General features: G+C 34.8%; 12 protein-coding genes and 1 pseudogene. 12 read left to right on the top strand and 1 reads right to left on the bottom strand.

Features of this window, described 5'->3' with window-relative positions:
- Window positions 1–116: 116 nt before the first annotated feature.
- The gene (locus BK821_RS01300; protein WP_071331010.1) at window positions 117–935 is read right to left on the bottom strand and encodes an SDR family oxidoreductase; all 819 of its coding nucleotides are present in this window, start codon (window positions 933–935) and stop codon (window positions 117–119) included.
- A 238-nt stretch (window positions 936–1173) separates the two neighbouring features.
- Between BK821_RS01300 and BK821_RS01305 the strand changes: the two genes are divergently transcribed.
- From BK821_RS01305 to hisF, 12 genes and pseudogenes are all read left to right on the top strand, one after another.
- Complete coding sequence (locus BK821_RS01305) at window positions 1174–2715, top strand: AbgT family transporter (protein ID WP_071331011.1); 1542 nt, start codon at window positions 1174–1176, stop codon at window positions 2713–2715.
- 254 nt (window positions 2716–2969) lie between these two features.
- Window positions 2970–4496 (top strand): exopolyphosphatase, encoded by a 1527-nt coding sequence (ppx, locus tag BK821_RS01310; RefSeq protein WP_046835863.1) that lies wholly within the window; start codon window positions 2970–2972, stop codon window positions 4494–4496.
- A gap of 66 nt (window positions 4497–4562) precedes the next feature.
- The gene (locus tag BK821_RS01315) at window positions 4563–6722 is read left to right on the top strand and encodes an RNA degradosome polyphosphate kinase (protein ID WP_071331012.1); all 2160 of its coding nucleotides are present in this window, start codon (window positions 4563–4565) and stop codon (window positions 6720–6722) included.
- A 169-nt stretch (window positions 6723–6891) separates the two neighbouring features.
- Window positions 6892–8193 (top strand): D-serine ammonia-lyase, encoded by a 1302-nt coding sequence (locus BK821_RS01320; protein ID WP_071331013.1) that lies wholly within the window; start codon window positions 6892–6894, stop codon window positions 8191–8193.
- A gap of 282 nt (window positions 8194–8475) precedes the next feature.
- Window positions 8476–9291, top strand: coding sequence for an ATP phosphoribosyltransferase regulatory subunit (locus tag BK821_RS01325; protein ID WP_046835866.1), 816 nt, complete (start codon window positions 8476–8478; stop codon window positions 9289–9291).
- Window positions 9292–9316: 25 nt separating this feature from the next.
- Window positions 9317–9934 carry an ATP phosphoribosyltransferase gene (gene hisG / locus BK821_RS01330; protein ID WP_071331014.1) on the top strand — a complete coding sequence of 206 codons (618 nt, stop codon included), beginning with the start codon at window positions 9317–9319 and terminating at the stop codon, window positions 9932–9934.
- Complete coding sequence (gene hisD / locus BK821_RS01335) at window positions 9924–11192, top strand: histidinol dehydrogenase (RefSeq protein ID WP_235602276.1); 1269 nt, start codon at window positions 9924–9926, stop codon at window positions 11190–11192. Before hisG ends, hisD begins: the two co-directional genes overlap by 11 nt.
- On the top strand, window positions 11179–12183 hold the full coding sequence (locus BK821_RS01340; protein ID WP_071331015.1) for a pyridoxal phosphate-dependent aminotransferase: 1005 nt from the start codon (window positions 11179–11181) through the stop codon (window positions 12181–12183). Before hisD ends, BK821_RS01340 begins: the two co-directional genes overlap by 14 nt.
- A complete protein-coding gene (hisB, locus tag BK821_RS01345) occupies window positions 12161–12739 on the top strand; it encodes an imidazoleglycerol-phosphate dehydratase HisB (protein ID WP_071331016.1) in 579 nt (192 codons plus the stop codon). Before BK821_RS01340 ends, hisB begins: the two co-directional genes overlap by 23 nt.
- Entirely contained in the window at window positions 12736–13332 is a 597-nt protein-coding gene (gene hisH / locus BK821_RS01350; RefSeq protein ID WP_071331017.1) for an imidazole glycerol phosphate synthase subunit HisH, read from the top strand. The genes hisB and hisH overlap by 4 nt, the downstream gene beginning before the upstream one ends.
- Window positions 13307–14011: a 1-(5-phosphoribosyl)-5-((5-phosphoribosylamino)methylideneamino)imidazole-4-carboxamide isomerase gene (hisA, locus tag BK821_RS01355; RefSeq protein WP_046835872.1), complete on the top strand. Its 705-nt coding sequence runs from the start codon at window positions 13307–13309 to the stop codon at window positions 14009–14011. The genes hisH and hisA overlap by 26 nt, the downstream gene beginning before the upstream one ends.
- Window positions 14008–15395 (top strand): annotated as a pseudogene (hisF, locus tag BK821_RS13570) (imidazole glycerol phosphate synthase subunit HisF). Before hisA ends, hisF begins: the two are co-directional and overlap by 4 nt.
- Window positions 15396–15558 lie beyond the last annotated feature (163 nt).

The following is a 15558-nucleotide window of genomic DNA, read 5'->3' on the forward strand; positions in this document are numbered from 1 at the left end:
TATAAACAAAGGTTATCTCGTATTTTAAACGAGATAACCTTTGTTGTGTTCAAAACCCAAATATTATTTTTTTAAGTAAACATAATGTTTAAACTCTAAAAACAATAACTCTTTCACTATTTAATGTTTTGTTGCCAACTTTTATCACTTAACATCTCTCCTGGCCATGTATATGCCATCACACCGCCATCTATTGTAATTGACTCACCTGTAATAAATGAGCTGTCATCTGAAGCTAAAAATGCTACGAGTTTCCCCACTTCCTCTGGTGTACCTAATCTACCAAGTGGTGTTACCCATTTTTGATTTTCTCTGAAAACTTTTCCAGCTTCATCTTCAGCCGTCCCCGTAAGTTTATCTACAAGTGGTGTTTCAATTGTTCCCGGTGCAATTGCATTTGCTCTAATATTTTCTCGACCGTATTCAATCGCTGTTGAACGTGTAAAGTTCACAACACCACCTTTAGCGGCATTATATCCAGAACGATTTAAATCTGCCGCATGGCCTGAGAATGAAGCAGTATTAATTATAGAGCCTCCTTGATCCATCATCATTGGAATAAAGAATTTCGTCATTAGAAATGTACCTCTTAAATCAACACCCATAATTTTATCGAATACTTCAACTGGGTATTCATGTATACGTCCAGCAGCATTGTCTATCCCTGCATTATTAAACAAAATATCTATTTTACCGTAGTCCTCTTTAACTGATTCGGCAAAACGTTCTACAGCATGTTCATCAGAGATATCAACAACATACCCGGAAGCCTTTTGACCCGCTTCATTAATTTTTTTTACGATATCATGTACTTTATCAGAAATATCTGCCGCTAATACATGTGCACCCTCGTTAGCCAAAATTTGGGCTGTTGCTGCGCCAATTCCCGTACTTGTACCAGTGAGTACTGCCACTTTATGATCTAATCTTCCCATTTATAATCACAACTCCTTTATTATTATCACATCATTACCTGTATTTCCTTTCTACAAGTTACTAAAACGTCTCTCATCTATTCTCCTTAATAATCTATAGCGAATCATTTTTAAATCACATCAAATTTACCTTAAAAGCAATAAACAATTATTTTCTAATGAAATTTTTCTGAATATTCTTTCTATTTACATGCATAATTTGATATAATTTCGTTAACTTGTTTGGGAGGTCGATACAATGGCTAATAACTCGAAAGCAAAGATATCTTTTATAAATAAGTTTTTAAACATTGTTGAAAAAGTAGGAAATCGGTTACCGGATCCCAGCATTTTATTTTTTTTAATGTGTTTGGGTCTCGCTATACTTACATGGCTTGTCTCACTATTTCATATTACTGTTAAACATCCCGGTACTGGTGATACGATCACAATTAAAAGTATTTTAAGTAAAGATGGACTCGCGATGATTCTCAATGATGCCATTAAGAATTTTTCGGAATTTCCAGCACTGGGGTTAGTACTCGCAGTTATGCTTGGTATCGGCGTTGCTGAAAAAACTGGTTATTTTGATAAGCTCATGGTTCAAGTTGTACATAAAACACCTCAAAAAATTATCATACCCGTTATTATAATTATTGGTATTTTGGGAAATGCTGCTGGTGATGCTGCTCCAATTGTATTACCTCCGCTTACAGCAATGGTATTTATTAAGTTAGGCTATCACCCTATCGCAGGACTAGCGATGGCCTATGCCGCTGCTATTGGAGGCTTTTCAGCAAATTTCATGATTGGTATGTCAGATGCTTTGCTCTATTCATTTACGGAGCCTGCAGCAAAAATAGTTTCTGATGATGTACATATCAATGTAGCTATGAATTGGTATTTTATTGCTGCTAGCGTCATCGTATTATTACCTGCTGTTTATTGGGTAACCATGCGCTTTGTTATTCCAAGACTCGGTAAATTCGATGCATCTCAGTCTGACATTCAGGTGAATGATGCCAATTCCGGTCAGACACCACAAGAGAATCGAGCGGTATTTTGGGCTAATATTAGCTTTTTTGTAGTTATCGCACTAATCATTATCTGTTCTATACCGCAGAATAGTTTTTTAAGAAATGCAAAAACTGGCAGTTTACTGAATGATGCTCCAATTATAAACGGCGTTGGATTACTCATCTTAATACTATTTTTAGTACCTGGACTAGTTTATGGCGTTATGATGAAAAAATTCAGAAGTACAAAAGACTTAGGTAAGATGCTTGCTGACTCAATGTCTTCTATGGGTTCATTTATCGTTATCGTATTCTTTGCTGCTCAATTGCTCGCTTTTCTACAATGGAGTAATTTAGGTATTATTGTAGCTGTTAAGGGGGCTGCCTTGCTTCAAGATCAAAACGGTGTCGTTCTCATTTTAGGTATCATATTATTAAGTGCTATGATTAATTTACTTATCGGTAGTGCTTCGGCTAAATGGGGCATTTTGGCTCCTATTTTTGTACCAATGTTGATGATTGTAGGATTTCATCCTGCTTTTACGCAAATGCTTTATCGTATAGGGGATTCAATCAGTAACCCAATAACTCCAATGATGCCTTACTTACCATTGTTATTATCTTATGCGCAAAAATATGATAACAATATGAAGTTAGGGTCGTTATTATCTAGTTTAATGCCCTATACCATTATTCTAAGTATTGTTTGGCCATTATTTATGATTATTTGGTATTTATTAGGATGGCCACTTGGTCCAGGGGGGCCATTAATGATTAAACATTAAACACTATACTATATTTTCTTACAAAATAAGCAATCGCGAGGCATGCTATTGCGTAGCATAGAAACACCTTCCTCTCGATTGCTTATCTTACTTTTAAAATTTTATTACATATTAAAACGTAAATTCATTCTAATTTTTATTTAATTACAATTAATATATTTGGTTCAAATTATTTTATTTACTGTAATATTAAGGTAATAAACGGGTAAACATATACATAAAAGTATTTAACCATATATGTATAGGAGGCAACCATGGAACGTATAGGATTAATAGATATTGGTTCAAATACCATTAGACTTGTTATTTTTGAATTTGATACTAAAACAGGATTAAACGAAATATTAAACATAAAAACACCTGCCAGATTAAGTCAATATTTAACTCCGGATTTATCCATGAACGATGAAGGTATTTCGGTATTAACTAAGGCATTATATAGCTTTAAAAAGGTGGCTGAAAAATTCAAAGTTAATGAATTACACCCTGTTGCTACAGCTGCCATCAGACAATCTTCAAACCATGACACTATTCTTACTCATATAAAAAAAGAGCTCGATATTCATATAAAAATAATTCCAGAAAAAGAAGAAGCTTTTTATGGTTTCTATGCAATTACGCATACAACAGATATTAATGATGGTATATCTGTGGATATTGGTGGTGGCTCGACTGAAGTCACTTTATTTAAAGATAAAAAATTAATAGAAGCATACAGTTTTCCATTTGGTGTGGTTACGCTAAAAAGAAAGTTCTTTGAAAACAAAGAACATAATGATAAAGCAGCAATAAAATCTATGGAAAAATTTATTTCAAAACAATTTGATCAACTTGCATGGATTAAAAATCAAAAAGTCAGATTAGTTGGTATCGGAGGATCAGCACGTAACGTAGCACGTATTCATCAATCTGAACATGCCTACCCTATTGGGGGTGTACATAATTATACAATGGTTGAAGATAATATTGAGGAAGTCTATTCAATTATCAAAAAAAGCTCGCGAGATGAATTAAAAGATATCGATGGATTAAGTAGAGACCGCGTGGATATTATTTTACCAGCTGTTGCCGTATTCAAGACTTTATTCAATAAAATGAATGCAACACAGTTTACCTTTTCGCGTAAAGGGTTACGTGAAGGTTATGCTATGAAATTAATTAGTGAACGTCATCCTGAAGAATTTAAAAAAGAAAATATTAGAAAAGATGCTTTATATCATTTAGCTAATGAATACGGCATTGAGGAAGAAAGTGCTGAACAACGTGCTAAATTAGCCTATTCCTTATTAAATCAATTGATTGCTTTAAATCAATTAGAAGTATCTAGAAATGAAGTGAGATTATTTGCCGAAGGTGCATTTCTGTATTACTTAGGTCGCTTTATAGATGCTGATTCAAGTTCACCACATACGTATTATATTATCGCCAATTCAATGATTGATGGCTTCTCTCATGAAGATAGAGTAAAACTCGCACTACTTGCCAGTTTCAAGAATAAATCGCTATTAAAATTCTTTAGTCACGAAACAAAATGGTTACGTGGTAAAGAGCTCGATAATATTCAATATTTAGGTGGCATTATCAAATTCGTGAACGCTTTAAATATTTCGCACACGAATTCAGTTGATCGCATTGAGTTACAACACAATAACGACGGTTATACGCTATATGTTTACTATTCTGGAGAACCTATTGCAGAAGAATATCAGGCACAAAGACAGAAAAAACATATTGAAAAAATATTAAAAACGGAACTGTCTATAATCTTTACAAAATCTTAAAACTCATATGCTATGTTATACGTAGCACAATATGTAATTTAGACTATAAGAGGTGTAAAAAGCGCTATGCAGAGAAATTTGGGAGAAAAAGATTTCAATTTACCACAATATTATAATAATAGAGAATTGAGTTGGTTGGATTTTAATTATCGTGTATTACAAGAAGCCAAAGATAAAAATAATCCTCTCCTCGAACAACTTAACTTCATTTCAATTTTCAGCTCTAACTTAGATGAATTTTTCATGGTTCGTGTAGCTGGCCTACAAGATCAAGTTAAATTGGGATACAACAAACCTGAAAATAAATCGCAGTTAACACCATTACAACAACTTAAACAAATTAAAATTAAAAATAAGAAAAATGTAGAATTACAATACATGCGTTATAATGAATTAGTAGACGAATTACGTCAGTATCATGTTGAAATTGTTAAACCAGAGGAACTCCCTGAGTCACTTCTACCGCAATTACAATCAGAATTTACAAAGGATATACTACCAACACTTACACCGCTAGGTATTGATGCGTATCATCCTTTCCCCAAATTAAATAATAAAAGTTTAAATATATTTGTTGATATAGATACTGAGGATGCAATTAACTCAGCAATTGTCCAGATTCCATCACTAATACCTCGTTTTTGGTCATTAAATCAAGGTGAAAAACAATATATTATCATGGTCGAAGATATTATTACTTACTTTATTAATGATTTATTTACAGGATATGAAGTATTAAATACTTTTACTTTTAGAATAACAAGGAATGCCGACTTAACTATTCATGAAGATGGTGCTGAAGATTTATTAATCGAAATAGAACGCTTCTTAAAAGAGCGTAAAAGCGGTACAGCTGTACGTTTAGAAGTAGATGGAAGACATGCCACTAATGAAGATATTCTTTGGATTATGAATCAATTAGAAGTCCAGGATGAAGATGTATATTTCTTGAATGGCCCCCTAGATTTAACTATGCTTTTTGACTTAGTAGGTCATTTATCACATAAATTAAATCATTTAACATACAACAAATATGTCCCTCAACTACCTAGAGATTTAGGTAATGAAAATATATTTGATGTTGCGTTAAAACAAGATATTTTCTTCCATCATCCTTATGAGTCATTTGAACCGATTGTTGATTTTATTCGCGAAGCCGCCGATGATCCCAACACAATTGCAATTAAGCAAACCTTATATCGTGTAAGCAAAGATTCTCCCATTATTAATAGTTTGAAAGTAGCCGCTGAAAAAGGAAAGCAAGTCACGGTACTCGTTGAACTTAAAGCACGTTTTGATGAGGAAAACAATGTACATTGGGCAAGAATGTTGGAAGATGCTGGTTGCCATGTGATTTATGGCATGACTCACTTAAAAACACACAGTAAAATTTCACTTGTTGTCAAACGTATTAATAACACACTGACTTCTTTTGTTCATTTAGGTACTGGAAATTACAATGATAAGACTGCGAATATTTATACAGATATGGGTTTAATTACAACTGATAAGGAAATCGCGGAAGATGCAATCAAATTCTTTAATTATTTGAGCGGATACTCAGTCAAACCTATTTATAACAAACTTATCGTAGCCCCCTTTGATATCAGGGATGTCTTTTTAGAACGTATTGAATGTGAAATTAGAGCCCACCGTCAACACGGCAATGGACATATCATCATGAAGATGAATTCTTTAACAGATAAAGATATTATTCTGCAACTATTTAAAGCTTCATGTGCAGGTGTTAAAGTTCAATTAATCATTCGTGGCATTTGTTGCTTAAAACCAGGTGTCCCTGGCATTAGCGAAAATATCGAGGTTGTTAGTATTATCGGTCGCTTCCTAGAACATTCCCGTATTTACTATTTCCATAATAATGGTGATGAAAAAATCTATCTATCTTCTGCTGATGCCATGACACGTAATATGATTAAACGTGTAGAGATTTTGTTTCCTATCGAAAGCAAATCTATTGCTAAACGCTTATTAGATTACTTGCAACTTCAATTATCAGATAATCAAAAAGGACGTTATCAAGATCAATATGGTAATTACCATTATATAAATAATAGCGCCTCACCTTTGAACTCCCAAGCTTACTTGATGAAAGAAGCTACAGAATGCGGATTAGAATTTAAAAATGAAATTACGCAACCTCTAGGATTGCCTGTCAATTCAAAGCATAGTTGGTTTTCTAAAATTCGTAATTCTTTCAAAAAATAAGCGTAATTATTATTATTATTACCTTTAAATCAAGAACTGATAGAACATTTTATAGCTCATCTATCAGTTCTTTTTATCGTTGTTAACCTTTACATACTTTTTTCTGAATTTGCTATAATTTTTATTGTAAACGCATAAAAAATTGATAATAACTTATTGGAGGATTTTCATGACAGATTACGTACAGCTAAAAAAAGATTTCCCTTTAATTAATGACATAGCTAACTATACGCCTATTTTTTGGAAGAATCCTAACTTTAGAGCCCCTGCGTCTTCCCCTTTCTCAATCCATGATATTAAAGATGCTGCTGCTCGTCTTGATCGTTTTAGTAGTTATATTCGTAAGGTTTTTCCAGAAACTGAAACAGACCAAGGCATCATTGAATCACCGCTCAAGCAAATACCAAATATGCACAGCGAAATCGCGCGTACAGAAAAATTGAGAAGCTCTGGTAAAGTGTGGTTAAAGTGTGATAGTCACCTCGCTATATCAGGGTCAATTAAAGCACGTGGTGGCATATATGAAGTACTTAAATTTGCTGAAACAATCGCTATGAAACATGGGAATCTCAAATGGACAGATGATTATGCCAAGTTAGACGAACCCTATTATAAACAATTATTCAGCAAATATAATATCTCAGTTGGTTCTACTGGTAATTTAGGTCTAAGCATCGGAATTATGAGTGCTAAGTTAGGCTTCAGTGTGACTGTACATATGTCTAGCGATGCACGCCAATGGAAAAAAGACTTACTGCACGCTCGAGGGGTTAGCGTTATCGAACATCAATCTGATTATCAGTTCGCTGTAGCAGAAGGTAGAAAAATAGCTAAAGATGATCCAAATTGTCATTTTGTGGATGATGAGGGTTCTGTAGATCTTTTCTTGGGTTATACAGTTGCTGCGCTACGCCTCAAAGCACAATTAGAAGCTCAAAATATTCAAATTGATGCTCAACACCCATTATTTGTTTATTTACCATGTGGTGTCGGTGGAGGTCCTGGTGGCGTCGCATTTGGATTAAATAAAATATTGGGTACACATGTCTATTGTGTTTTTGTAGAACCAACACATGCACCCTGTATGATGCTTGGTATGATGACACAAAGGCATGATCAAATTTCTGTATCAGATATCGGATTAGATGGGCGCACAGATGCAGACGGGCTTGCAGTGTCTCGCCCTTCTCGTTTAGTTGGACAAATTATGGATACACTATTATATGGTTCGTGTACAGTGGAGGATAATCAAATGTACAAGTACTTATATATGCTACATCAAAAAGAAGCTATTTTTATAGAACCTTCCGCCGCTTCAGGTTTTGCTGGTATTTCAAGTGCAATCAACCAAGCGTTAATAGATGGTATTCCTATAGAAAATGCTAATCATATTGTTTGGGCAACAGGTGGGCACATGGTTCCTCAAGAAGAAATGCAAAAATATTTAGACTATGGTCATAGTGTTGTTTAAAAATACACCTACCTTTTTAAATACGAAATGTTAAATGTCATAATCCGTGGTAAATTACCGCACACAAAGCGCTAGGCCGAACTTATGATTGGCTTATCTTTTTGTATATATTTGGTAATTCACACACTTAATCAGAAATATAATACATTGCAAATATAAACCCTTACCATTATTTTCTGAATATTTATTGAATTTAAAAAATAACTGTGTTAAAGTATTGTTTATCGCAAATACTTTAGTTCGGTAGAGAGACAAAGTAAATAAATAAGAGGTGGTCATACCATGGATACAACAACTTTAATCAAAAATAAAGAATACGAATTAGCCTTTTTAAAACATTTTCAACAAGCTGGATATCATCTTGTAGATTTCAGCTTTATTGAATCCTTGTCATGGCAAACACTTACAACTGATGATTTGCAACAAATGACTGAGCGTAGTTTCTGGCAACATGACCATCACATCTTTGCGCTCCGCAATGATTTTACCGATCAACTATTACGTTATTACAGCAATTACCCGCCGCAATATCAAAGTGTCGCATATACAGGACCTATTGTTCGTGATAATGATGTATATACTCAGCTAGGTATCGAACATTACAATCCAACTATAACTGATATGCAAAATGACTTTACAACATTTTATGATTATATTAAAACAACACTCAATGATGATATAGATTTTGTTATACTCGGTCACTATCAATTAATTGATTTACTCTTGACTCCAAAAGAACAGAGTTCATCAATATTAAAGTTAATACAAGAACGCAATATATCTGAACTGACATCGCAGTTGAGTATCTCACACCCTGTAGTTCAACTATTAACAACAAAAACGACAGAACAATTAGATTTATTAAGTCAACTCTTTCCACACGATCACCGTACGATTCAAGCTTTACGTCGTTGGGAACAATGGTTTAAATCACAAAATATTACCGATATTCACTTAGATATTACGCCTCAACCACCACGTTCATATTACAAAGGTGCATTTATGAGATGTCATCTTAAAAATAATAAAACACAGCAATTAACCGGAGGGTTTTACAAAGGTCAACTAGAAGGTTTTGGACTAGGATTTATACTTTAACTCATATTTTAAAGGAGAGAACATCATGCTTACTGTAGCTTTAGCAAAAGGTAGATTACTTAAAAGTTTTATTGCTTATTTAAATGATATAAACGCTAATGAAATGGCAGTTGCACTAGAGCAAAGAGATCGCCAACTGCTTATTTCTATAAGAGATATCCAATTTGTCTTAGTCAAAGGCAGTGATGTCCCTATTTATGTAGAACAAGGTGTTGCAGACGTAGGAATTGTAGGTAGTGATATTTTAGAAGAAGGCAATTATACAATTAACAACTTACTCGATTTGCCTTTTGGTGATTGTCATTTTGCCTTAGCTGCAAAACCTGAAACTACTCATTTCAAGAAAATTGCAACTTCCTATACTCAAACAGCAAGAAATTATTTTGAATCACAAGGTTTAGATGTCGAACTAGTCAAATTATCAGGTTCAATCGAATTGGCTTGTTTAGTTGATATGGTAGACGGCATCGTAGATATTGTTCAAACTGGTACTACATTAAAATCAAATGGTTTAGTTGAAAAAGATACTATTAAAAATATAAACGCTAAGCTTATTACTAATAAACAATCTTACTTCAAAAAATCTAGTGAGATTGATGATTTAATTAAGACATTGGAGGTGTCTCTCGTTGATTATAAATAAAAACACATTTCTCAATGATTATTTAAGTCAATCTGCATTAAATGAAGATTTATATCCAATCGTCAAAGACATTTGTGACAATGTTAAATATCATGGTGATCAAGCCTTAAGAAATTATAACGAACAGCTGGATCATGTCACTACACCGGAACTTGAAATACCTATGCAAGATTTAGAAACAGCCTATAACAATATAGATGAAAATTTGCGCAGTGCACTTCAACAAAGCCACGCCCGTATCAAAGCTTATCAAACGTCTATTAAATGGTCAGACAAACAAGGCTCGTCTGAATGTTATGAAATGTATCACCCCTTAGAACGGGTAGGCGTTTATGTGCCAGGTGGAAAAGCAAGTTATCCTTCTACAGTATTAATGACCGTCACACTTGCTAAAGTCGCTGGTGTCAAAAATATTTCTGTCGTTACACCACCACAATCAGACGGGGTACCAGATATTGTATTAGCTGCCTGCTATATTGCTGGCGCGGATCGTGTCTTTCAAGTGGGAGGCGCACAAAGTATTGCAGCGCTAGCTTATGGTACCGAAACACTTCCAAAAGTAGATAAAATCGTTGGTCCAGGTAATCAATATGTAGCCTATGCAAAGAAATATCTATTCGGTCAAATCGGTATTGATCAAATTGCTGGTCCAAGCGAAATCGCTTTAATTATCGACGATACAGCTGACTTAGATGCAATCACATACGATGTATTTGCCCAAGCTGAACATGATGAACTAGCTCGAACATTCGTAATTAGTGAAGATACACGTTTATTACAACAACTAGAGCAACGTATCCAAGACAAACTGACACAGATTGAGCGTCAACCGATTGTAGAAGCAAGTTTAGCACACAATCATTTTTTAATCTCAGTGGATAATTTTGATGCTGCATGTGACTTAATGAATCAAATCGCACCAGAGCATGCATCAATTCAAACCGCTTCACCGCGAGATTATTTACAACATGTCCGTTACGTTGGCGCGCTATTCTTAGGTCACTATTCTCCTGAAGTTATCGGTGATTATGTTGCTGGTCCAAGTCACGTGTTACCAACTAATCAAACAGCTAGATTCACAAACGGTTTATCTGTAAATGACTTTTTAACACGTCATTCAGTTATAGATCTATCTGAAGATACTTTTAACCAAATTGAAAAATCCGCACGTGATCTTGCACATGTGGAAGCACTTTATAACCATGAACAATCTATCAAAGTCCGAACAACAAAGGAGTCTACTGATGATAAGAATTAACAAAAATGAAAGCCCACTACGCCCTTTATCAGCAGCACAACTAGCAACACTTATTCAAGAAGCCTCATTTAATTTTTATCCTGATGATGAATATGAGCGTTTTAAAGCAGCTTATGCTAAATACTATAATATTTCTGCAGCACAAGTCATTGCAGGCAATGGATCTGATGAGTTAATTCAAAAATTAATGCTGATTATGCCTAAAGGCCCGGCACTTACTCTAAACCCAGACTTTTTCATGTATCAAGCTTATGCTGCACAAGTAGACCGCCCTATTGAATTTGTAGATGCAGAACCAGATTTAAGCTTTAGTCTTGAGCGTATACTGCAGCGCATTGATGAAGTTCAACCTGCTTTCTTTATCATGAGCAATCCGCATAATCCAACTGGTATTCAATATAGTACAGCATTTTTACAGGCAATTTCTGACAAAATGAAAGCTATAGGCGGGTATTTTGTCATTGATGAAGCATATTTAGATTTCGGAGAATCTTATGAATTAACGATGCAACCGCATATCCTGCAAATGCGCACTTTATCGAAAGCATTCGGTATTGCTGGATTGAGATTAGGTGTATTAATTAGTACCCAAAATACAATACAACAAACACAAAAATTAGAGCACCCCTACCCGCTCAATACAATCACATTGCATATTGCTATATATATGTTTGAACATCCAAAAATGACAACTGATTTCGTGAATCACCAAAGACAATTAGCTTTAAAACTTCGTCAAATGTTTACTGATTTAGTTTCTGACATTATGACAGTTTATCCGTCAGCCACAAACTTTGTATTGACTAAAGGTGATGCCGCCCATAACTTAGGACGCTATATAAAATCAAATGGTTTTCTTCCTAGGTTATACGATGAACCATTAATGGCTGACTATGTACGTTATTCTATTGCTACAGATGAACAATTAGACGAATTAAAGGAACTCATAAAAAATTGGAGGTCTCAGTATGATTTATCAAAAAACACGTAATACTGCCGAAACACAATTAAAAATTGCTATAGCCGATGATAATAGTCCGAGTAATATCCAAACAGGCGTCGGTTTCCTAGATCATATGTTGACACTCTTTGCCTTTCACAGTAAATTGACTATCACCATTGAGGCAAATGGTGATACGGAAGTTGATGATCACCATGTTACTGAAGATATTGGTATTGTACTCGGACAACTTCTATTAGAAATGGTTAAATCACGTACAGCTTTCCAAAGATATGGTGTAAGTTATATCCCTATGGATGAATCACTTGCACGTGCAGTGGTAGACATTAGCGGCAGACCTTACCTTTCTTTCAATGCAGAATTAAGTAAAGAAAAAGTTGGTACCTTTGACACAGAACTTGTTGAAGAGTTCTTCCGAGCATTGGTAATTAATGCTCGACTTACAACACATATTGATTTATTACGTGGCGGTAACACACATCATGAAATCGAAGGGATTTTCAAATCATTTGCACGTGCCCTCAAAGATGCTCTATCTGATAGTGATTATGACAGCACACCATCTTCCAAGGGTGTGATTGAATGATTGCCATCATTGATTATGGATTAGGTAATATTAAGAATGTACAGCGTGCTGTAAAACATTTAGGTTATGACGTGATTTTAACTGATAAACAAAGTGAAATTGAAGCGGCAGATATCATCATACTACCTGGCGTAGGACACTTTAAAGATGCGATGCAAGCAATTGAACAACGTGGACTTAAAACTATTTTAAAAAATATTACAGATAAACCAATTATCGGTATCTGTCTCGGTATGCAATTATTATTTGAATGGAGCGCAGAAGGTAATGTAGATGGACTTAAATTTTTACCTGGAAATATTGTTCCTATCCAAACACCTTATCCAGTACCACATTTAGGTTGGAACAACTTAATCAGCGACCATCCTCAATTGACCCGTGATGTTTATTTTGTCCATTCTTACCAGGCACAGATGTCTGAACATGTTGTTGCTTATGCTGATTATGGAACACAAGTACCGGCAATTGTGCAATATAAACATTATATAGGGATTCAATTTCACCCAGAAAAAAGTGGTGCTTATGGTTTAACAATACTCAATCAAGCTTTGAAAGGCGGTTTCTTAAATGATCAAACTTTGGCCAGCAATTGATCTAATCAATGCAACAAGTGTTCGACTTACAGAAGGTAAATATGATTCAGAAGAAAAAATGGCACGAAGCGCTGAAGAAAGCGTTAAATTTTACAACCAATTTGATTGTGTAGACCGTATTCATATCGTTGATTTAATCGGTGCCAAACAACAGTCTTCTGTTGAACAAAATTATATTAAACTGCTCCGTACGCTTACGGAAAAACCAATGGAAGTTGGTGGCGGCATACGGAGTTTAGATACTATCGAGCAATACTTTGCAGATGGCATAGATTATTGTATTATCGGGACTAAAGGCATTCAAGATTTAGATTGGTTAGAAACAATGACTAATCAATATCCTAACCGTTTATATTTATCTGTGGATGCTTATCGTCGCGAAGTGAAAATTAATGGTTGGGAACAAGATGCACAACTTGATTTATTTGAATTAGTTAATAAAATTGAATCCTTACCGCTTGGTGGCATAATCTATACTGATATTTCCAAAGATGGTCGTCTATCAGGACCTAACTTTGAAATTACAGGACAATTAGTTCAAGCTACTCAAAAACCTGTTATTGCTTCCGGAGGGATACGTCATCAAGATGACCTCGCTCAATTAGAAACGCTAGGTGTAGATGCTGCAATAGTTGGTAAAGCTGCCCATAACCCTGATTTTTGGGAGGGCCTTTCATGATAAAAAAAAGAATCATTCCCTGCCTAGATGTCAAAGACGGCCGTGTAGTTAAAGGGATTCAGTTTAAAGGATTGCGCGATATCGGCAACCCTGTAGATTATGCCATGTATTATAACGATCAGGGGGCAGATGAGCTGGTGTTTTTGGATATTTCTCGCACTGAGGCTGGTCATGACCTTGTGCTTGATGTCATTGAAGAGACTGCTGAAAAATTATTCATACCACTCACTGTCGGTGGGGGCATCTCAACATTAGATGATATTTCACAATTATTAAATCATGGGGCAGATAAAGTATCCTTGAATTCTAGCGCACTCAAAAACCCACAATTTATTAAAGAAGCCAGTGAAAAGTTCGGTAGCCAATGTATTTGTATTGCTATCGATAGCAATTACGACAGCGAACTTAATGACTATTTTTGTTATACACATGGTGGTAAACAACGCACAGATATACGTGTCTATGATTGGGTGCAAAAAGTCGAAACATTAGGTGCTGGGGAACTACTCATAACGAGTATGACACATGACGGTATGAAGCAAGGATTTGACGTAAAACATTTACATGAAATCGAAAAACTTGTTAATATCCCTGTTATAGCTTCTGGAGGCGGTGGTAACGCAGACCATTTTGTTGATTTATTTAAACAGACTGATGTATCTGCAGGACTAGCAGCCAGTATTTTACACGATAAAGAAACAACCGTTGATGAAATTAAAAAAACGATGTCACAAGGAGGTATTCCAGTAAGATGACCCAACAACAACCTGATTTTAGCAAAGGACTATTACCTGCTATCTTGCAAGATGTAAATACAAAGCAAGTCTTAATGCTTGGTTATATGAATGAAGCAGCTTATAAAAAAACACTAGTGGATGGTGTCGTATGCTTTTATTCACGTTCTAAACAGCGATTATGGACAAAAGGAGAGACTTCTGGTCATACCCAAGTTGTTCAAAATATTTATTTGGATTGTGATGAAGATACTATTTTAATTGATGTAATACCTAATGGCCCTACATGTCATACAGGTAGTCAAAGTTGTTTTAATACGGATGTCCCCTTCAAAGTACAACAATTAGAACAAACTGTTGCTACTAGCGCAAACTCAAACAAAGATAACTCCTATACGAAATATCTACTCAATGAGGGACTTGAAAAAATCACTAAAAAATTCGGTGAAGAATCCTTTGAAGTCGTTATAGGAGCTATGAAGTCAGATAAAAGTGAAGTAACAAATGAAACTGCTGATCTTATGTATCATTTATTTGTATTGTTACAAGCTTTAGACATAAAATTTGATGATGTTGAACAAATACTCGCAGAACGCCATCAAACTTCAAATAATTTTAAAGGTGAACGTACTGATGTTGAAAATTGGTAATATCTACTATTAAATTATGCTAATCCCCTTTTAAAATTACTATTCAATATTAAAAAGCATAAAAAATACACATCCGTTTATACACGGATGTGTATTTTTATTATTAAACGCTTGCACTTTTGAATATAAAGTATTTATCTACAATCATGCTTCCAGTCACTTT

Source organism: Staphylococcus sp. LCT-H4 (genome assembly GCF_001866145.1).
Taxonomy (GTDB): Bacteria; Bacillota; Bacilli; order Staphylococcales; family Staphylococcaceae; genus Staphylococcus; species Staphylococcus succinus.

Excerpts from the sequence above, each read along its gene's own strand:
- BK821_RS01300 (WP_071331010.1), bottom strand. The coding sequence starts at position 935 with ATGGGAAGATTAGATCATAAAGTGGCAGTACTCACTGGTACAAGTACG.
- BK821_RS01305 (WP_071331011.1), top strand. The coding sequence starts at position 1,174 with ATGGCTAATAACTCGAAAGCAAAGATATCTTTTATAAATAAGTTTTTA.
- ppx (WP_046835863.1), top strand. The coding sequence starts at position 2,970 with ATGGAACGTATAGGATTAATAGATATTGGTTCAAATACCATTAGACTT.
- BK821_RS01315 (WP_071331012.1), top strand. The coding sequence starts at position 4,563 with ATGCAGAGAAATTTGGGAGAAAAAGATTTCAATTTACCACAATATTAT.
- BK821_RS01320 (WP_071331013.1), top strand. The coding sequence starts at position 6,892 with ATGACAGATTACGTACAGCTAAAAAAAGATTTCCCTTTAATTAATGAC.
- BK821_RS01325 (WP_046835866.1), top strand. The coding sequence starts at position 8,476 with ATGGATACAACAACTTTAATCAAAAATAAAGAATACGAATTAGCCTTT.
- hisG (WP_071331014.1), top strand. The coding sequence starts at position 9,317 with ATGCTTACTGTAGCTTTAGCAAAAGGTAGATTACTTAAAAGTTTTATT.
- BK821_RS01340 (WP_071331015.1), top strand. The coding sequence starts at position 11,179 with ATGATAAGAATTAACAAAAATGAAAGCCCACTACGCCCTTTATCAGCA.
- hisB (WP_071331016.1), top strand. The coding sequence starts at position 12,161 with ATGATTTATCAAAAAACACGTAATACTGCCGAAACACAATTAAAAATT.
- hisH (WP_071331017.1), top strand. The coding sequence starts at position 12,736 with ATGATTGCCATCATTGATTATGGATTAGGTAATATTAAGAATGTACAG.
- hisA (WP_046835872.1), top strand. The coding sequence starts at position 13,307 with ATGATCAAACTTTGGCCAGCAATTGATCTAATCAATGCAACAAGTGTT.